The organism is Labrenzia sp. THAF187b (genome assembly GCF_009363375.1).
Lineage (GTDB): Bacteria > Pseudomonadota > Alphaproteobacteria > Rhizobiales > Stappiaceae > Roseibium > Roseibium algicola.
The window spans coordinates 978250-997122 of sequence record NZ_CP045344.1 but is presented as its reverse complement, the minus strand read 5'-3'; the positions used below and the strand labels follow the sequence as shown (position 1 = coordinate 997122).

The following is an 18873-nucleotide window of genomic DNA, read 5'->3' as shown; positions in this document are numbered from 1 at the left end:
TTGCGCCGCAAAAATGAAACTCCGTCCGCATTGCTTCTTGAAGAAGCTCTAACGGAACTGGATTGAGACAAAAGAGTCCGATGCAAAAAACAGCTCTCATCACCGGGATTACTGGCCAGGACGGCGCCTATCTCGCAGAACTGCTGCTCGAGAAAGGCTATACGGTTCACGGCATCAAGAGACGGTCGTCGTCGTTCAACACAGGACGGATCGATCATCTCTATCAGGACCCGCACGACCGTGATGTGAAGCTGCATCTGCACTATGGCGACATGACGGATTCTACCAACCTCATCCGCATCATGCAGGAAACGCAGCCGGACGAGGTCTATAACCTCGCCGCGCAGAGCCACGTTCAGGTATCCTTTGAAACACCGGAATATACGGGAAACGCGGATGCCCTCGGTACCCTGCGCCTGCTTGAGGCCATCCGGCTTCTCGGGTTGAGCGAGAAAACGCGCTTCTACCAGGCATCCACGTCTGAGCTCTACGGCAAGGTACAGGAAGTTCCGCAGTCGGAGACCACTCCCTTTTATCCAAGAAGCCCCTATGCCGCGGCAAAGCTTTACGCCTATTGGATCGTCGTCAACTACCGCGAAGCCTACGGCATGCACGCCAGCAACGGCATTCTCTTCAACCACGAAAGCCCGATCCGCGGCGAAACCTTCGTGACCCGCAAGATCACCCGCGCTGCCGCCGCGATCAAACTGGGCCTACAGGACAAGCTCTACCTCGGCAACCTGGACGCCGAACGCGACTGGGGACACGCCAAAGACTATGTTCGTGGCATGTGGCTGATGCTGCAGCAGGACAAGGCGGATGATTATGTTCTGGCGACGGGCAAGACTACCTCGGTGCGTGATTTTGTTAATTGGTCATTCTCTGAAGTGGATATTGCGTTAGATTGGCAAGGTTCCGGGGTAGATGAAAAAGGGGTCGATGCGGCAACCGGAAAGGTTGTTGTTGAGATCGACCCTCGGTACTTCCGTCCGACCGAAGTCGATCTACTGCTTGGTGATGCCACGAAAGCATTCGAAAAACTGGGCTGGAAGCATGATCGAAGTGTTCGCGATCTCATTTCGGAAATGGTTACAAGCGATCTGCGGGAAATGAAGCCTTAGCCTTAAATGCTTCAGGGATTCGGATTATAATGCCAAGAGTTTTGCTGACCGGCGGTTCCGGTATGGTTGGGAAGAATTTGCTCGCACATGAGCGCCTCGACAACTTTGAATTTATTGCTCCCGACAGCTCGAAACTCAATCTTCTGAATTTCGACCAAACCGAAGCTTTTCTGAAGCGAGAGAAGCCGGACATCATTGTGCACGCCGCCGGCGTCGTTGGCGGGATTCAAGCCAATATCGCGAGCCCAGTCCGCTTTTTGACCGACAATTGGAATATGGGCAGCAACTTGGTTACGGCTGCTCGGTCTGCAGGGGTTCCTCAACTCCTGAATATCGGCAGTTCTTGTATGTATCCCAAGGATCAGGACGCGCCCCTCAAAGAATCTCAAGTTCTCAGCGCCTCATTGGAACCCACCAACGAGGGCTACGCTCTTGCCAAGTGTGCCGTTGCAAGGCTCTGCGAATACATCGTTCGTGAAACGCCAGAGTTTCAATATAAAACAATAATTCCATGCAACTTGTATGGACGCTTCGATAAATTTGATCCTGCTGTCTCCCATTTGGTTCCTGCTGTCATACGCAAAATTCATCAGGCAACACTTGCCAAAAACAAAACGGTTGAGATCTGGGGAACAGGAGAAGCGCGCAGAGAATTCATGTTTGCAGAGGACTTGGCGGACGCAATCGTTTTCTTCTTGGGGAAGTTTGAGAAGCTGCCAACGGTAGCAAATGTTGGTGTTGGAAAAGACTTCACCATTAATGAATACTACGAAATAGCATCTAATGTTATAGGCTATTCCGGCAAATTTACGCATGATCTGACCAAGCCGGTAGGCATGAAGCGAAAATTGCTAGATGTCAGCCTGCAGTCCGAAATGGGCTGGAAGCCCAGGACGAGCCTGAATGACGGTATTCGCCAGGCCTACGAATATTTCCTGTCCCTTGGAGAATGAAATGAATTACCCACTTGCAAGTACAACTTGGGACGAGCGTGAATATGAGGCGCTTCAGCGAGTAATTGAGTCCGGCATTTTCACAATGGGGAAGAAAGTCGCTGAGTTTGAACAGGAATTTGCAAGGTTTGTAGGCAGCAATCATGCAGTCATGGTCAATTCCGGCTCTTCTGCAAATTTGCTCATGGTTGCAGCGTTGCGATATAGGTCGAACGCACCCATTCTGCCGGGCACGGAAGTAATTGTCCCCGCAGTGTCCTGGAGTACCACCTATTATCCCCTTTATCAGTATGGGCTGAAACTTAGGTTCGTTGACGTCGATGCCGAAACTCTAAATTACGACCTGGCACAGTTGGAAGAGGCAATCACGCCCGCAACTAAAGTCATCATGGTTGTAAATCTACTCGGAAATCCCAATGACTTCGCAGCTATAAACAAAATTGTCGAAGGCAGGGACATCTTGCTACTAGAGGACAACTGCGAGTCTTTAGGTGCACTGTTTGACGGTAAACAAGCTGGTACGTTCGGACTAATGGGAAGTTACAGTTCGTTCTTCAGCCATCACATCTCCACAATGGAAGGTGGCTTGATCACAACCGACGACGAAGAATTGTATCATATTCTTCTTTGCCTTCGTGCACACGGTTGGACGCGTAACTTACCTAAAGAAAATCATGTCGCCCCAATGAGCGATAATCCTTTCGAGGAATCGTTCCGGTTCATTTTACCTGGTTACAATGTACGCCCTTTGGAGATGAGTGGCGCAATAGGGCTCGAACAACTTAAGAAGCTTCCAGATATGGTGCTTGAGCGTCGGAGGAATGCTGAAAAGTTTCGTGATTTGATGGAAAAATACCCATTCCTGAGAATTCAACGGGAAATTGGCCAGAGCAGCTGGTTTGGGTTCGCATTCACCGTCAAATCAGACATGGGCTATGATAGAGGGCAGATCATTGCTGCAATGAACAAGTCAGGTATCGAAGTACGCCCTATCGTCGCCGGTAATTTTACAAAAAACCAAACGATGAAGTGGTTTGATTATTCAATTCATGGCGAGCTCAAAAATGCAAATGATCTTGACCAAAATGGTTTCTTCATTGGGAATCATCACTTCTCGCTATCGGATGAATTTGAAGTCTTGGATCGGGTTCTAACTGCGGTTGTTAACGGTCAAATTTAGTTTATTCTTGCAGAGGGTTGTAATTTGCAATTCAAGAAATGAGATTTGGTTCTCTAGATATTTTTGAGAATCGTAATATTAAACAGCTAATCGAAGTGTCCGCGAACTATCGTAGCGGTTTTGTCCTCAAACTTTTGCGGAGATATTGTTGATAAAAGCAGCTTTTGTGTCTTCGTCGGAAAAATGGGTTTGGACGCGTCAATTTCCCAATCTAGAACCAATCTGGAACAATGTTTATTTTGATTTTTCCAATAATTTGGAAAATTGTGATATACTTTTTGTGTTTGATGCATTGCCAATAAAATATTGCGGTAAAATTAAAGCTCGAAAATGCGTGTTTATAGCTTCAGAACCTCAGAACGTGAAAGTATATTCTTCAAATTTTTTGAGACAATTTGATCTCATCGTGACGACTGACAAGACTAGCCAACACCCAAATGCTGTCTATCAGCAGCCTGGATTGCCTTGGCATGTTGGTGTTTGGAGCGAATTCAACCGATTAAGTAATGTTCCACTTACCTTCGATTTTTTCAGTGACTACCAACCTAAGAAATCTAAATTGATCTCTGTAATTTCGTCAGATAAGGCGTTTACGGAGGAACATAGAGCGAGATTGCGCTTTGTGGACGCTCTTAAGTCTCATTTCGGAGATAGAATTGACTATTTTGGCCGGAACATTTGCTCGTTTACAGATAAAATGGAAGCTCTTTCACAGTATAAATATCATATCTCATTAGAAAACTGCGCAATCTTAGATTATTGGACCGAAAAACTCTCAGACCCTTTCTTAACTCTGACATACCCAATATATCACGGTTGTCCAAACGTAGATAACTACTTCCCAGAAGGCGCACTATCAAAAATCGACATTCGAGATACGGAAGAATCTATTTCGAAAATAGAGCGTATTATTAACTCGAGTTTAGCCGAAGAATCCGAAAATCTATTAAAAGAAAGTAGGCGAAGAGTCTTGTTTGAACACAATTTGTTTTCTGTTCTGGCAAAGATAGCTATCTCTTTAAATCAAGATGAATCCGGAGGTTACAAAAAACTTGAGTCGGAAAAGTTTTTCATAAAGAATACCTCAACTCTCAAACGATATCGTAAACGCCTATCGCGTAGGATTGTAAATTTATTAGGCGAGTAGCCAATTGTTGTTTACAGAAAAACAGTTCGATTGGATTAGTTGGAATTTTTCTGCCAATTCTCCCAAACAAACTCATAGCACCATGTTCTATGATGTGTTTTCGAAAGTTTCTCTGTGAGCGTGTTCCGCAGTTCTTTTGCATTATCTACAAAGTCATGAAACTGTACTTGTATATTTTCAAATTTTCCAATCAATCCCGACGAGATCATGTGATCTAGGAGTTGATATTCAGAGCCTTCTATATTTATCTTGATAAGATCGACATTCTTGATATGTAAAGAGTCGAAAACATCTGAAAATTTCTTAACAGTCACAGTTTCGATGCCATTCGCGTCAGATCTATGTAGTATGGATGAGCCGTCACCTTCATTGGAGAGGTTAAATCGACCGTTCTCGTCAGATAGTCCAAAATTAAAACAATGTACTTTTGAGTTTTGAGTAAACCTTTTTTCACATTTCTCAAAAAACTCAACACTAGGCTCGAACAAATAAACGTAGCAACGGTACCGAATGTTGATTTGGTTTGCAAAGTCACCTTGAAACCCTCCCAAATCAAATACGGTTGAATCCTCATTAAGTGGATATGATAATCTCAATGTCTCATCTCCCTTATCTCGAAACCACCGTTTTACTTCTGTAAGCGGCGCTTCATTCTCCGAGTTTTGAAGTGAAGATTGTTTACGAATAAGAAATAGACGTTTTATCCAGCTTAGCATTGCGAAAAATCTTCCTAGCGTTGAGCTTGATGTTATTATTGGAGGATGATTACACACAACTAACGCCTGAAGCAATTTCCTAGACTAGGCCTTAGCGCGACTGCAAATTTTATACAAAACCAAGAAATATGATCGACTATCCATTCTCCGACACGTTAAAATGGCGTTTTCAACAAATGTTTCGGATACGAACGCTATTTGGTGACATCCATATTTCAGTGTAACCTTTGTGTGAAGAAAGTGGTATGTATGAGCCGTTGTCGACAGGTATTAGTTGGTAGCAATTAACGAAATGGCACGGTCGCATCGAATGAAACAGCCCAAAACAATAGACACATATGTTGTAAACTTGGAGCGATCAGAAAAACGTAGATCTGAAATGTCTACGAAACTTGATGCATTGAACATTCCCTACGAGTTTTTTGATGCGGTTGATGGTCGAATCGAAAATCACCCCCTGTTTGTAAGATATAGTGAGCGTTCTGCGCTAAAGCATTATGGGTTCGAACTCGCACCTGGGGAACTTGGTTGTTATGCTAGTCATTTCCTTCTTTGGCAGCTCTGCGTTGAAAAAGATAAGCCAATTCTGATTTTAGAAGATGACATTGAGTTCAACTTTAATTTCAATTCAGCATATGAGCTTGCTGTTCAAAAAATTCACGAATACGGTCTCCTCCGTTTTTCCGGACACAAAATCAGAAAATATGCGATCTGCGAGCAAATAGGAGAACTGAAAATCGTTCGTTTTAAGCGAGGTCCGCACGGGACATCGTCATATGCTCTTTCACCACTTGCTGCAAAGAAGCTGATTAGTAAGGCTGAAGTTTGGTACGAACCGGTTGATGTTCATTTGGATAGGTTTTGGAGTCACGGCGTTGAGAGTTTCGGGATTCAACCCTTCCCTGTCTCGCACGGTGCTACTTCGGAGGTTGACTCCGAAATTTGGCAAGGAAAACGGCGCGGTAGTCGTCCAAAAGAATTTAAGAAAAATACTCGCTTCATTCGTTTGAATGACTCTTTGTGGCGATTTTTTGTAAACATTCCATATATAGGCCGTTGGAAACATAAATAGTTTTTCTAAATATCTGGAAAGAGACGTATCAAGGAAAGTATAAGTCAGTTGATTATTGTTCAAATAACTGGTGGCCTTGGCAATCAGATGTTTCAGTATGCTATGGGACGATCACTGTCTGAGCAGTCTAGCATGCCATTGAAATTGGATATTTCAAGTTACGAGAATTATAAACCTCATTCATTTTTACTTGATAGGTTAAACATAAAAGCTGAGATTGCTTCCAGAGAAGAAATTAATCAAGTAAAAAAGAAAAAGAGAGAATTTAAGTTTCCATTTACAAATCGCAGATCAATAAATTATGTGAAAGAAGAGGGCTTCACATTCAATCCCGAAGTGTTGAAATTGAAAACATCGACTTATTTTTCTGGATATTGGCAAAGTGAGAAATATTTTAAAAATATCGAAACCCATATCCGAAAGGAGTTTGTGCTTAAAAAAGAACTTGCTCAAAGCCGAGAGAAAATCTTTAAAGAAATACTGGCCTCCAGAAAACCTGTCTCTATTCACGTTAGACGGGGTGATTACGTTAGCAACGCGAAGGCAAACGCATTTCATGGAACGTGCGAACCTGAATGGTACGCTAAGGCAATACAAGAAATTAGAAAAAATTCAGTGGAGATTACACCAGTTGTTTTTTCCGATGACATTGATTGGGTTAAGAAAAATATTGAATTAGATTGCAATGTCATTTGGGTTGAGCCCGATGAAGACGGTCATGACTTCGAGGACATGTACCTAATGTCAGTCTGCCAAAACCACATTACTGCAAATAGTACATTCAGCTGGTGGGGCGCGTGGCTAAACCCTAATAAGGATAAGCGCGTAATTGTGCCTAACAAATGGTTTAACTCCCAATCGATGAAAACCATAGACTTGATCCCAGCTGGCTGGGAACGCCTTTAGATCAGATGTCATTTCTACTGTATACTTCAATATCTATTTATCTTAATGCTAATGTCTCACAAACAGCGCCGTCAGTCTCTTCGTTGAAATCTTTTCAAACCTGAACCCCCGCTCAACCAGAAAATGGCACACGGCTGGCAGTGTGGGTTCTTTGGTGAGGCCGCGTTCGGGGCCGCAGTCGACGCAGATGTATTGGACGCGGTCCAGGATCTTTGCAGCACCTTTGAGAATTTCGGGTTCTGCCCCTTCGCCTTCGATCTTCAGCAGTTTGATTGAACGGATGTCATTTTCTTCGCAGTAGTCGTCGAGTGTGGTCGTTTCGACCTCGACAACAGAGCCGTAGCCTGAAAACTCGATCAGAGAGGAATCGGCCGTGTCCGATTTTTCGTAGAATTTGAGCGTCGTCTTTTCGTGCCAGAGGGCCCGTTGTTCGACAACGCCATCCGGGTTGTTGAGCTGGCAGCAGGCTGCCTCGTCCCGGCCGGGTTCGAAGGCGATGTAGCGGATGGACTTGCCTTCAAGGCGCAATCCGAGGCCTATTTCGCCTATGTTCGCACCGCAATCGATGACCACGTCGCCGTCTGAAATCGTTGCCGGGTCGATGAAATAGTCGTCCAGAAGGCCCTTGGTTCTCGGCTGAACACCGTAACGGTAGAAGCCGACGCGCTCGCTATGAAGAAAGGAGATCTCCTGGCCCTTGTCGTCCCGAACGCGGAAGACCGGCTCATCTGAAACAACCTTGATGTTCCAGCGCTTCTTGCTCCGCAGCGCATTCGAGAAGGTGACATACCAATTGAAAAGCTTCGCGAAGGTGCGCCGGTTCGGGTGACGGACGATGAAATTGTATAATCTTTTTTTCTTTTTCATGTTCGCGCCTGCGTGGGTTGCCTTGCGGTAATCGGTATCAGCTCTCGAAAAGCAGTGTGGAATAGGTCTCGCAAATGGCGTCTTCGGAAAACTGGCCTTCAAGGCGGCGTTTGCCACCGTCAACCAATGCATTTTCCTGATCCGGCTTGCCGAGCAGCTGTTTGACCGACCCCACCAGCCCGTCAACATCCCCGCAGGGGGACAATAGCCCGGTCTTGCCGTGGTCGATCAGCCAGCTTGGGCCCGGCGAGGCGGTGGCGACAACGGGCAGCCCGGCGGTCCAGCCTTCCAGGACAACATTGCCGAGCGGTTCTTCGTCGGTCGGGCACAGCAGGATATCGGCAGCTTTCAGGAAAGGCGAGGGGTCGCGTTGCCAGCCGAGAAAGTGGACGCGGTCCTGAACGCCGAGGTTTGATGCCAGTGCCTTCATGTCGGACATCAGCTCACCGTCGCCGATCAGCCAGGCATGAACGGTCTCCGGCAGGCCGGCGACCGTTTGAATGGCAAGGTCGAAGCGCTTGCGTTCGACGAAACGGCCGAGGTGGATCAGCACCGTGGCGTCTTCCGGCGTGTTGTGGTCCGCCCGGTTGACCGGCTTCAGATCCGCGGGCAACGGATCGACGAAGTTGCTGATCACATGGGCACGTTCCGCAGGCCAGCCCATTTCGATGGCCTGGCGGATGATCTCCGGCGTGTTGCCGATCAGGTCCTCAACATTGCCATAGGTGTGGAAGCCGTCCGGCCAGTCGCCAAGGCGCAGGAAGGTGCGCATGCTGGGGCCGGGTTTCGGCATCCATTTGCTGGCCGGGCTCATCCAGCCCATGGTGGTACGCGCACCGAATGCCTTGATCTGGCGGGCAATGTCCCAGCGGATGACATGGCGTTTCAGGTGCGAGCGGCTGAAGGTCATCTCGCGCACATCACAGTGTCTGGCAAGGTCATCGCGCCAGGGCCGGTCCTTTCGAATGAAGGCGATCTGCTCCACGCCCCGCCGGGCAAGGGCGCCTGTCAGGCGCACGAAGAACCGTTCTGCCCCGCCATCAACGCCAAGATGAATATGGGCGAGTTTTTTCGGCTGCATCTGCGTGTCAGTGACCATCGATCACATCGTAGTAGTTATGCGCCCGGCCCAGAAGTCCGCGCAGGTTGCCGGAGCCTTTCATGAGACGGATCAGGCCATAGTAGAAGAGTTTCTCGCCGCGCTTTCTGGCGAAGGGTTTCAAGACGAAACCGACGATTGTCGCCAGCAGGCCGAAGAACATGCGCCGCAGGCTTTTGGGAATGAAATGCAGGGCGGCCTTCAGCCGGCCTTCGCGCAGCACGATGTTGAACGCGCCGGAAGTTGCCGCCATGTGCATGCGGCTCAGCAGGCGGCCGGTGGTGACGCGCGAGGCCGGAATGTCCTCTTCGACAAAGGCATCATCCACCCAGATCATCTTTGCGCCGGCCGCATGGGTGCGGCGGAAGAAGTCGATATCCTCGCTGCCGAAGGTCAGGCGTTCGTCGAACCGCAGGCCAAGGCCGTCCCGCGCGATGATACGGCCGCTCAGCAGAACGTTGTTGGTCGGTGCTTCGGTGATGATCGAGCCGGTCGGCCGCGGCTTCAGGAGCTGCGATTTCCACCAGTGCGGGGCCGGCTTTTCATAAATTCGGCGCACGGGCCCGTTGGCGACTTCGGCCTTGTGTTCCAGGCAGGCGGCCAGAAGTTTTTCGATCCAGTCCGGTTCTGCGCGTTCGTCGTCATCGATCAGCGCCACCCAGTCCGGATTGTGTTCCAGCGCCGCGTCCAAGGCCGTGTTGCGGGCAAAGGGAATGCCCTTGCGTTTTTCGTGATGGAAGAAAACCGGTAGAGACAGCCTCTTCTTCACATCTTCTGCTGCAGCACCTGTGAAATGCGGCACGGGATCGTTTTCCACAACGACGATCGCCATCTGCGTGTTCGCGGGCGCGATCAGATTGTCGAGGCTATCCAGGCACGCCTGCAGCATTTTCGGCCGCTGCGCGGTGCAAACGGCAATGACCAGTTTCTGGGTCATGAAGGGGTCTCAACCATTCCTCTTGGGTTGGGCAGGGTTTGGCGCATGTGCCTGCCGCTGTCAAAGGGTTTCGGGAAAAGCCATCTGAGGAAATTGACCTTTCCAGCGCGTCAGCCGCGCGCTAGGCTTCCCCTTCAACCCTTTGAGGGACCGTATGAAGCGGCCGTGTTCTGGGAGGAAACACATGAAGGGAATGATGATGCACCGTCCGCTGAAAATCGCGGACCTCATCACCTTTGCAGCGGATACCTATCCGGCCGGTGAGATCGTGTCCGTGAGGACGGAAGGCGATATTCACCGCACCACCTACAAGGAAACCGCCGGCCGGATCGCCCGGCTGGCTCATGGCCTGAAGGCACTCGGCATCGCTGAAAGCGACCGGGTGGCGACACTTGCCTGGAATGGCTACCGCCATTTCGAGCTCTATTATGCAATTTCCGGCATCGGCGCCATCTGCCACACCATCAATCCGCGTCTTTCGGCGGAACAGATGATCTATATCGTCAATCACGCCCAGGACCGGGTGCTGTTCGTTGATCTCACCTTCGTGCCGATCGTGGAAAAGCTGCGGCCGCATTTTCCGGCAGATCTGCGCATCGTCATCATGACGGATCGTGCGCATATGCCCGAAACGACACTGGAAGGTGTGCTCTGTTACGAGGAAATTCTTGACGGACAGCCGGGTGAAATGGACTGGCCGGATTTCGACGAGGACCAGGCCGCCGGGCTTTGTTACACGTCCGGCACCACGGGCAATCCGAAGGGCACGCTCTATTCGCATCGCTCCACGGTGCTGCATGCCTACGACATGTGCGTCACCATTCCCCGGGTCCTCAACGAGGGCTCGCGCATCTTGCCGGTGGTGCCGCTGTTTCACGTCAATGCCTGGGGCCTGCCTTATGGCGCGCCGCTTTCCGGCTCCAGCCTGATTTTTCCGGGCGGCGCACTGGACGGCAAAAGCCTGTTCGACCTGATGGACCGCGAAAAGGTCTTCTCCGCCTGGGGTGTGCCGACCGTCTGGATAGGTCTCATGAACGAGATCCGCCAGCGCGGCCGCATTCCCGAAGGCTTCGGCGATATCGTCGTTGGCGGATCGGCTGCCTCGCGCTCTCTGATCGAGGCCTTCGAAAAACAGGGCATCAACGTCTGCCATGCCTGGGGCATGACGGAAATGAGCCCGCTCGGCACCCAGTGCAACCTGCCGCCGGAGATGGCGGATCTGCCGTTCGACCAGCGCATCGACAGGAAGCAGAGCCAGGGGCGGCGGATCTTTGGTGTCGACATGAAGATCGTCGATGATGCCGGCAATCGCCTGCCGCATGACGGAACGACCCCGGGCCATCTCTATGTGCGCGGCAACACGATCACTTCCGGCTATTACGAGGATCCGGAAGCCTCGAAACCCGTGTTCGACAAGGAAGGTTGGTTCTGCACCGGCGATATCGCCGCCATCAGTCCCGAGGGTTTCCTGACGATCACGGACCGTTCCAAGGATCTCATCAAGTCGGGCGGCGAATGGATCAGCTCGCTCGATCTGGAAAACATCGTCATGTCCCATCCGGGCGTGGCGAATTGCGCGGTGATCGCGGTACCCGACGCCAAGTGGGACGAGCGTCCGCTGCTCATCGTTCAGCCGTCGGACGAAGCGCAGCCGCAGAAGGAGGAGATCCTCTGCCATCTGGCGGAACGGGTCGCAAAATGGCAGGTGCCGGATGACGTCGTCTTCGTCGATGCGTTGCCGATGACGGCAACGGGCAAGGTGTCGAAACTTACTTTAAGAAAACAGTTTCCGGAGGCACCGCATGACGCCTGATCGCTTGTTCGGCCTTGGCGGCAAAACGGCACTGGTCACGGGCGGCGCGACCGGGGTCGGCCGCATGGCCGCCGAGGGGCTGGTAGCAGCCGGTGCACGGGTGATGATCGCCAGCCGCAAGCCGGAAGCCTGCCAAGCGGCTGCCGAAGAGCTGAACGCGCTCGGCTATTCCGGAAAGGCGGAAGGCTTTGCCGGAGACGTTGCAACGGAAGAAGGTGTTGCAGCGCTGGTGGGCGAAATCGGCAAGCGCGCAGGCAGTCTGGAAATTCTGATGAACAATGCCGGCACAAGCTGGGGCCAGCCGCTTGGCGACTTTCCCTATCATGCCTGGGAACGGGTGATGCGGGTCAATGTCACCGGGTTGTTCCAGCTGACGCAAGGCCTTTTGCCGCTTCTGGAAGCTGGCGCGAGCGACGACGATCCTGCACGGGTTGTCAACGTCGGCTCGGTCATGGGGGAAACGGCCCATGGCGACAGGGCCTACAGCTATGCGGCCTCCAAGGCTGCTGTTCATCATCTGACGCGGATCCTCGCCAAGGAGCTGGCGGCACGGCGCATCACAGTCAATGCGCTGGCCCCGGGACCTTTCGTCAGCAACATGACGGCCTTTGCAACGGCGGACGAGGATGTTCGCTCGCGCGTGGGAGCCCAGGTGCCACTCGGCCGTGTCGGCCGACCGGAGGATATCGCAGCCGCCATGCAATATCTGTGTGGGCGAGGCGGGGCCTATATCACCGGTGCCATTCTGCCCATCAGCGGCGGCATCAATGTGGAAACCGGGCCTGACCTCTTCCAGGAGGCCTATTGAGTGAGCGCTGATACGTTGCCACGCACCCTTGCCGCAAGCGAGCTGGAAACGCTTGTCGGAACGGAGGTTGGCGTGTCCTCCTGGTACCTGATCGACCAGGCCAGGATAGACGCTTTTGCCGAAGTGACGCAGGACCACCAGTTCATCCATGTTGATCCTGAAAGGGCGGCGGAAACACCGTTCGGCGGCACCATTGCGCACGGCTTTCTGACGCTGTCGCTGCTTTCCGCGATGGCTGTCGAAGCCCAGCCGAAGATCGAAGGCGCCACGATGGGCATCAATTACGGTTTCGACAAGGTGCGCTTTCTTGCGCCCGTCAAAGCAGGCAGCCGGGTCCGCGGGCGGTTTGTCCTCGCCCGTCTTTCAAGGCCGAAACCGCAGGAGGTCGATATCGTCTGGCAGTCGACGGTGGAGATCGAGAACGGCAAGCGGCCTGCGCTGGTCGCCGAATGGCTCAACCGGTTCTACCTGGAAGGAGAGGCAGACAAATCATGTTGAAGGCAAGATCCCTTCCCAAGGCGCTGCAGGACCTGAGGCTTCCGGCCGTCGCGGCGCCGCTTTTCATCGTGTCCTGTCCGAAACTGGTGATTGCCCAGTGCAAGGCCGGCATTGTCGGCAGTTTTCCGGCGCTCAACGCGCGCGACGAGCCCGGCGGCCCGGTGGTTCTGGAAGCCTGGCTGAAGGAGATCACCGAAGAGCTGGACCGGCACAACCAGGAAAATCCGGATCGGCCTGCCGCGCCTTTTGCGGTCAACCAGATTGTCCATCGGTCCAACGAGCGGCTGGAGCGGGATGTCGAGATCTGCACGCGGTGGAAGGTGCCTGTCTGGATCACGTCCATGGGCGCGCGGGTCGAAGTGAACGAGGCGGCCCATTCCTGCGGCGGTATCGCCCTGCATGATGTCATCAACAACACCTACGCAAAAAAGGCCGTCGAAAAAGGCGCCGACGGGCTGATTGCGGTCGCGGCAGGGGCGGGTGGCCACGGTGGACCGCAGTCGCCTTTCGCGCTGGTGCGCGAGATCCGGGAATGGTTCGACGGTCCGCTGCTTCTGGGCGGGGCCATCTCCACCGGCGAAGCCCTGCTGGCGGCCCGCGTTCTGGGCGCCGATCTCGGCTATGTCGGCTCGCCCTTCGTTGCGACGGAGGAAGCCAACGCGGACCGGACCTACAAGGAGATGATGGTCGCAGGCGGGGCCGAGGACGTGCTGACATCTTCGCTCTTTACCGGGCATCCTGCCAACTACCTGAAAGGCTCCATTCGCAAGGTCGGTCTTGATCCCGATCATCTGCCGGACGAGTGGGATGTCAGCGTCGTGCCGGACGACAGTCCCAAGCCGAAGGCCTGGCGGGAAATCTGGGGCGCTGGCCAGGGCATCGGAGCGATCAAGTCCGTCGGGCCGGCAGCCGCCGTGGTCGAGCGCCTGGAAACCGAATACCGCTCCGCCATTGAGCGGCTGCGCGCCGATATCTGTTAGGGGGAAGTGATGGATCTTGGAATGACCGACCGGGTGCGGCCGCTGATCGAGCAGGTGCGCCAGATGGTGGAAACCGAAATCGCTCCTCTCGACCGGGAATATCACGAGGAAGTCGGGCGTCACCCGTCCGGTGATCGGTTCCGGATGACGGATCGCCAGCTTGAAATTCTGAACAGCCTCAAGGCCATGGCCAAGGAACGCGGGCTCTGGAATTTCTGGCTGACGGACAGCGAAAAGGGCTTCGGCCTGACGACCGTGGAATATGCCTATCTGGCCGAGGAAATGGGCAAGGTCGGCATTGCCGCGGAAGTCTTCAACTGCAATGCCCCCGACACCGGCAATATGGAAGTGCTGGAGCGCTACGGCACCGAGGCGCACAAGGAAAAGTGGCTGAAGCCTCTGCTTCGGGGCGATATCCGCTCGGCCTATCTGATGACAGAGCCCGATGTTGCCTCCTCGGATGCCACCAACATCGCGCTGACGGCTGTGCGCGATGGCGATGCCTGGGTGCTGAATGGCGACAAGTGGTGGGCAACGGGTGCGGGCGATCCGCGCTGCGCGCTCTATATCGTCATGGCCGCAACCGATCCGGACGCCCACAAGCACAGCCGCCATTCCATGTTCCTGATCCCGGCGGATGCCGAGGGCATTGAAGTGCTGCGGCCGATGCATGTCTTCGGCGCCGACGATGCGCCGCACGGCCACATGCACATCCGCTTCACCAATGTGCGGGTGCCGCAGGAAGACCTCGTGCTGGGCGAAGGTCGGGGTTTCGAGGTTGCACAAGGACGCCTTGGTCCGGGCCGCATTCACCACTGCATGCGGGCCATCGGCCAGGCGGAAAAGGCGCTGGAACTTCTGTGCAGGCGAGCCATGGGCCGGGAGGCCTTCGGCAAGAAGCTGATGGATCTTGGCGCCAATTACGACATCATCGCCAATGCGCGCATGGAAATTGAAATGGCCCGTCTGCTCTGCCTCAAGGCAGCCTGGGTGATGGACACGCAGGGCACCCGCGCCGCGCAACCATGGATCAGCCAGATCAAGGTGGTGGCGCCGCTCACCGCCCTGAAGGTTGTCGACGAGGCCATGCAGGTGCATGGCGCCGCCGGCATCAGCCAGGATTTTCCGTTGGCGGCCATGTGGACCCACCTGCGCACCCTGCGCTTTGCCGATGGTCCCGACGCCGTCCACCGTCGCCAGGTTGCGCGCACGGAGCTGCGGAAATATTCCAACGGGAAGCTGTGAGGATGGAGTGTCCGCTGCAGGTGAAGCGGCTCTCCGAAACAGAGACCCCGTCCACCCCTTTCCTCATCCTGAGGAGCCGCCCTTGCGGCGTCTCGAAGGATGGGCCCCTTGCTCCAGTGTTTGCCGCCCATCCTTCGAGACAGCGCTGCGCGCTTCCTCAGGATGAGGAGGTGAGGAAGACAACGGCCGATGGACTGGTTCAAGGAATGGGTTTCACCACACGGACATCCCGCTCATGACCCCGGGCACGGACCTCGACCTCACGGCCCTAAGTAGCTGGCTGGAACGGTCCCTTCCCGGCTTCAGGGGCCCGCTCAAGGCCGAGAAGTTCAACCGGGGGCAGTCCAACCCCACGTTCCGGCTCAGCGCAGCGTCTGGTGACTATGTCCTTCGCCGCAAACCACCCGGTGTGCTGCTGAAATCAGCGCATGCCGTCGAGCGTGAGTTCCGCGTGCAAAAGGCGCTGGCCGGGTCGGATGTGCCGGTCGCCCGCATGCATGTTCTGTGCGAGGACGACAGCGTGATCGGGTCTGCGTTCTACGTCATGGATCTCGTCCGGGGCCGGAATTTCGATGAACCGCGATTGCCGGATCTGGATCCGCAAACACGGCGCGGCATCTATGACGAGCTGAACCGCGTCCTGGCGGCCATCCATGGCATTGATCTGGAAGCGCGCGAGCTTGCCGACTACGGCCCCGGCGGGAATTACTACCGCCGCCAGATCGACCGCTGGACCAAGCAATACCGGGCAAGTGAAACCGGCCCTATTCCCGCGATGGACGAACTCATCGCCTGGCTAGACACCAATGTGCCCGAAGACGATGGACGGCGCACACTGGTGCATGGCGACTATCGCATCGACAACCTCTTGTTCGCGGTAGATGGGCCAGCCTGCGTTGCCGTGCTCGATTGGGAGCTGTCGACCATCGGTCATCCGTTTGCGGATCTGGCAGCCTTGATCATGCAGTGGCAGCACCCGCCCGGCACCGAAGGCCGGGGGCTGGCCGGCGTTCACCGGAAGCCGCTGGGCATTCCGGAAGACCAGGACTTCATCGACGCTTACTGCGCCCGCATGGGGCTCACCGGCATTCCGGGTTTCGGTTTCTACCTGGCCTTCGCCTTCTTCCGCATGGGGGCGATCCTTCAGGGCGTCAAGAAACGCGCCCTCGACGGAAATGCCTCCAATCCGGAGCTCGGCCTGAAGCTGGGCGAGAGCGTTCCGCACTACGCCGCTGGCGGCTTGAAGGCGGCCCGACAAGGCTAGACACCTTCCAGAAAGCCGCAAGAGCTCGTCCGGGGTGACATCTTGTGTGGTGGCGTATGCTTTTACCCATCAACACCACGCGCAGCGGCGCGGCTTGCCGCTCTTGGTCACCCCTTCGCGTTCATCTCCGCAAAGGTTCCGCCAGTTTCGGCGATCTGCCGCAGGAGAGCCGGGACTTTCCAGTAGTAGGCGTCTTCCCTGGCATACTCTTCGATCCGGCGAACCAGTTCACCCGCGCCGATGACATCTGCCGTGTGCAGCGGGCCGCCGCGGAAACGCGGGAAGCCGTAGCCGTTGAGGAAGACGGCGTCGATGTCTATGGGGCGAAGGGCGATGCCTTCCTCCAGAACGCGCACGGCTTCGGAAATCATCGCGGTCATGAAGCGGCTGACGATTTCATCTTCCGTGAAGTTGCGCGGTGTGACACCGGCCTTCTCCCGTTCCGCGTCGATGATCGCGAGGGCTTCCGGGTTCGGCCGGGAACCCTTATCATCGTAGATGTAGAAACCCTGACCGGTCTTGCGTCCGAACCAGCCGTTTTCGCAAAGACGGTCGGCAATCGGAATGTAGCGTTCCTCGGCGGGTCTGGTGGCGGCGCGGCGCTTGTTGGCTGCCCAGCTGATGTCGAGCCCGGCAAGGTCGGCCACCTGGTAAGGCCCCATGGCAAAGCCGAAGCCGCGCATGGCGGTGTCGATCTGTTCCGGCGACGCACCATCCATCATCATGTAATCGGCTACCTTCTTGTAGAAGGTCATGATGCGGTTGCCGATGAAGCCGTCGCAGACGCCCGAGCGCACGGCGATCTTCTTCAGTTTCCTGGCCAGTGCGAAGCCGGTCGCAACCACGTCGTCGCCGGTCTTGTCGGCAACCACCACTTCCAGAAGCCGCATTACGTGGGCGGGCGAGAAGAAGTGCAGGCCGATGACATCCTGCGGACGGGAGGTCGTCGCGGCGATCTCGTTGATGTCGAGATAGGAGGTGTTGGACGCAAGCACGGTGCCCGCCTTGCAGACCTTGTCCAGCGTCTGGAAGATGTCGCGCTTGACACCCATGTCCTCAAAAACGGCCTCGATGACGAGATCTGCATCCGATAACGCACCAAGATCCGTCGAGGTGCTGAGTTTTGCGGCCAGAATGTCGTCGCGGCCAGCTTCCGAAAGCTTGCCGCGTTTGACCGCACCGTCAAGGTTCCTGGTGATCGTCGCGACACCGCGGTCAAGTCCGTCCTGGTCGCGTTCGGTCAAGGTTACGGGCAGGCCGGCCAGCAGGATGGCAGTTGCGATGCCGGAGCCCATGGTGCCGCCGCCGATGACACCGACAGAGTTGATCTCGCGCGCGGTTGCGGTGGCTTCGGGGATCTTGGTGACGGCGCGTTCGGAAAAGAAGGCGTGGATCAGGCCGGCCCGCTGCGGGCTTGCCATGCATTCCTCGTAGAGCCGGCGCTCTTCCTTCATGCCGTCGCGGATCGGCAGGTGGCAGGCTTCAACGGCATCGACACATTTGTGCGGCGAGAACAGCAGCGGCTGGCTTTTGGCAAGCTTTGCCCGCATCGCCTCAATGGCGGCGGGATTCGGTTCGGCGGTCAGATCGCCCGTCTTGCGGTTCGGCAGATTACCGGCCAGAAGATCCTTGGCGGAGGAGACGGCAACGTCACGCGGATCGCCTTCAACGATCCGGTCGATCAGGCCGTTGGCCAGGGCCTCGTCGGCACCCATAGGCTTGCCGCTGGTAATCATGTCGAGAGCCGTCGCGATGCCGGCAAGCCGGGGGGCACGCTGGGTGCCGCCGGCGCCCGGCAGAATGCCGAGCGTCACTTCCGGCAAGCCCACCTTGGATCCCGTCAAGGCTACGCGGGCGTGGCACGACATGGCAACTTCCAGGCCGCCACCAAGCGTGGTGCCGTGCAGGACGCAGACGATCGGCCTGGAGGCGCTTTCGATGAAGTTACACAGTTCGGGCAGCCACGGGTCGAGCGGCGGCTTGCCGAATTCCCGAATGTCGGCACCGGCAATGAAGGTCCGTCCCTTCGCATAAAGCGCGATCACCTCGATGCCGTCGGTCTGCTGCAGGGTTTCCACTGCCTGCCACAAGCCGGAGCGGATCGCGTGGGAGGCAGCATTCACCGGCGGATTGTCGAGAGCGATGAGGCCGACAGAGCCGTTGATCTCGATCGAGACGACGTCGTTGATACCGGTTTCGCCGGCAGGGGTTTCCGTAGGCATGAATTCCTCCCAGTGCGCCAGTCGGGGCGCGAATTTTGGGCCGGA

Annotated in this window: 17 protein-coding genes; 12 read left to right on the top strand and 5 right to left on the bottom strand. The window is 54.9% G+C overall.

Annotated features, from left to right (window positions below):
• The first annotated feature begins 80 nt into the window (after window positions 1-80).
• The 4 genes from gmd (at window position 81) to FIV03_RS04605 (ending at window position 4401) form a co-directional block, all read left to right on the top strand.
• The gene (gene gmd, locus FIV03_RS04620; protein ID WP_152508823.1) at window positions 81-1121 is read left to right on the top strand and encodes a GDP-mannose 4,6-dehydratase; all 1041 of its coding nucleotides are present in this window, start codon (window positions 81-83) and stop codon (window positions 1119-1121) included.
• A gap of 29 nt (window positions 1122-1150) precedes the next feature.
• On the top strand, window positions 1151-2074 hold the full coding sequence (locus tag FIV03_RS04615; RefSeq protein ID WP_152508822.1) for a GDP-L-fucose synthase: 924 nt from the start codon (window positions 1151-1153) through the stop codon (window positions 2072-2074).
• A gap of 1 nt (window position 2075) precedes the next feature.
• A complete protein-coding gene (locus FIV03_RS04610) occupies window positions 2076-3254 on the top strand; it encodes a DegT/DnrJ/EryC1/StrS family aminotransferase (protein ID WP_152508821.1) in 1179 nt (392 codons plus the stop codon).
• Window positions 3255-3402: 148 nt separating this feature from the next.
• Window positions 3403-4401 (top strand): glycosyltransferase family 10, encoded by a 999-nt coding sequence (locus tag FIV03_RS04605; RefSeq protein WP_173013773.1) that lies wholly within the window; start codon window positions 3403-3405, stop codon window positions 4399-4401.
• Window positions 4402-4436: 35 nt separating this feature from the next.
• Here the strand turns inward: FIV03_RS04605 and FIV03_RS04600 are convergent, their stop codons facing one another.
• Entirely contained in the window at window positions 4437-5117 is a 681-nt protein-coding gene (locus tag FIV03_RS04600) for an FkbM family methyltransferase (protein ID WP_152508819.1), read from the bottom strand.
• A gap of 310 nt (window positions 5118-5427) precedes the next feature.
• On the opposite strand from FIV03_RS04600, the gene FIV03_RS04595 reads away from it, so the two are divergent.
• A complete protein-coding gene (locus tag FIV03_RS04595; RefSeq protein ID WP_173013772.1) occupies window positions 5428-6189 on the top strand; it encodes a glycosyltransferase family 25 protein in 762 nt (253 codons plus the stop codon).
• A 48-nt stretch (window positions 6190-6237) separates the two neighbouring features.
• Window positions 6238-7095, top strand: coding sequence for an alpha-1,2-fucosyltransferase (locus FIV03_RS04590; RefSeq protein ID WP_173013771.1), 858 nt, complete (start codon window positions 6238-6240; stop codon window positions 7093-7095).
• Between the two features lie 48 nt (window positions 7096-7143).
• Here the strand turns inward: FIV03_RS04590 and FIV03_RS04585 are convergent, their stop codons facing one another.
• The 3 genes from FIV03_RS04585 to FIV03_RS04575 are packed head-to-tail and all read right to left on the bottom strand — an operon-like array spanning window position 7144 to window position 9998.
• The gene (locus FIV03_RS04585; RefSeq protein ID WP_173013770.1) at window positions 7144-7962 is read right to left on the bottom strand and encodes an FkbM family methyltransferase; all 819 of its coding nucleotides are present in this window, start codon (window positions 7960-7962) and stop codon (window positions 7144-7146) included.
• 37 nt (window positions 7963-7999) lie between these two features.
• On the bottom strand, window positions 8000-9061 hold the full coding sequence (locus FIV03_RS04580) for a glycosyltransferase (RefSeq protein WP_152508815.1): 1062 nt from the start codon (window positions 9059-9061) through the stop codon (window positions 8000-8002).
• Complete coding sequence (locus FIV03_RS04575) at window positions 9051-9998, bottom strand: glycosyltransferase (protein ID WP_152508814.1); 948 nt, start codon at window positions 9996-9998, stop codon at window positions 9051-9053. The genes FIV03_RS04580 and FIV03_RS04575 overlap by 11 nt, the downstream gene beginning before the upstream one ends.
• A gap of 184 nt (window positions 9999-10182) precedes the next feature.
• On the opposite strand from FIV03_RS04575, the gene FIV03_RS04570 reads away from it, so the two are divergent.
• The 6 genes from FIV03_RS04570 to FIV03_RS04545 all read left to right on the top strand — a co-directional run bounded on the left by FIV03_RS04570 (window position 10183) and on the right by FIV03_RS04545 (window position 16606).
• Window positions 10183-11811, top strand: a complete 1629-nt coding sequence (locus FIV03_RS04570; RefSeq protein WP_152508813.1) for a long-chain fatty acid--CoA ligase — start codon at window positions 10183-10185, stop codon at window positions 11809-11811.
• On the top strand, window positions 11801-12619 hold the full coding sequence (locus FIV03_RS04565) for an SDR family NAD(P)-dependent oxidoreductase (protein ID WP_152508812.1): 819 nt from the start codon (window positions 11801-11803) through the stop codon (window positions 12617-12619). The genes FIV03_RS04570 and FIV03_RS04565 overlap by 11 nt, the downstream gene beginning before the upstream one ends.
• Window positions 12620-13117: a MaoC family dehydratase gene (locus FIV03_RS04560; protein ID WP_152508811.1), complete on the top strand. Its 498-nt coding sequence runs from the start codon at window positions 12620-12622 to the stop codon at window positions 13115-13117.
• Entirely contained in the window at window positions 13111-14097 is a 987-nt protein-coding gene (locus FIV03_RS04555) for a nitronate monooxygenase family protein (RefSeq protein ID WP_152508810.1), read from the top strand. Before FIV03_RS04560 ends, FIV03_RS04555 begins: the two co-directional genes overlap by 7 nt.
• Window positions 14098-14106: 9 nt before the next feature.
• Entirely contained in the window at window positions 14107-15342 is a 1236-nt protein-coding gene (locus tag FIV03_RS04550) for an acyl-CoA dehydrogenase family protein (RefSeq protein ID WP_152508809.1), read from the top strand.
• A 235-nt stretch (window positions 15343-15577) separates the two neighbouring features.
• A complete protein-coding gene (locus tag FIV03_RS04545) occupies window positions 15578-16606 on the top strand; it encodes a phosphotransferase family protein (protein ID WP_152508808.1) in 1029 nt (342 codons plus the stop codon).
• A 107-nt stretch (window positions 16607-16713) separates the two neighbouring features.
• On the opposite strand, the gene FIV03_RS04540 is transcribed toward FIV03_RS04545, so the two are convergent.
• A complete protein-coding gene (locus FIV03_RS04540) occupies window positions 16714-18828 on the bottom strand; it encodes a 3-hydroxyacyl-CoA dehydrogenase NAD-binding domain-containing protein (protein WP_152508807.1) in 2115 nt (704 codons plus the stop codon).
• Between the last annotated feature and the right edge of the window lie 45 nt (window positions 18829-18873).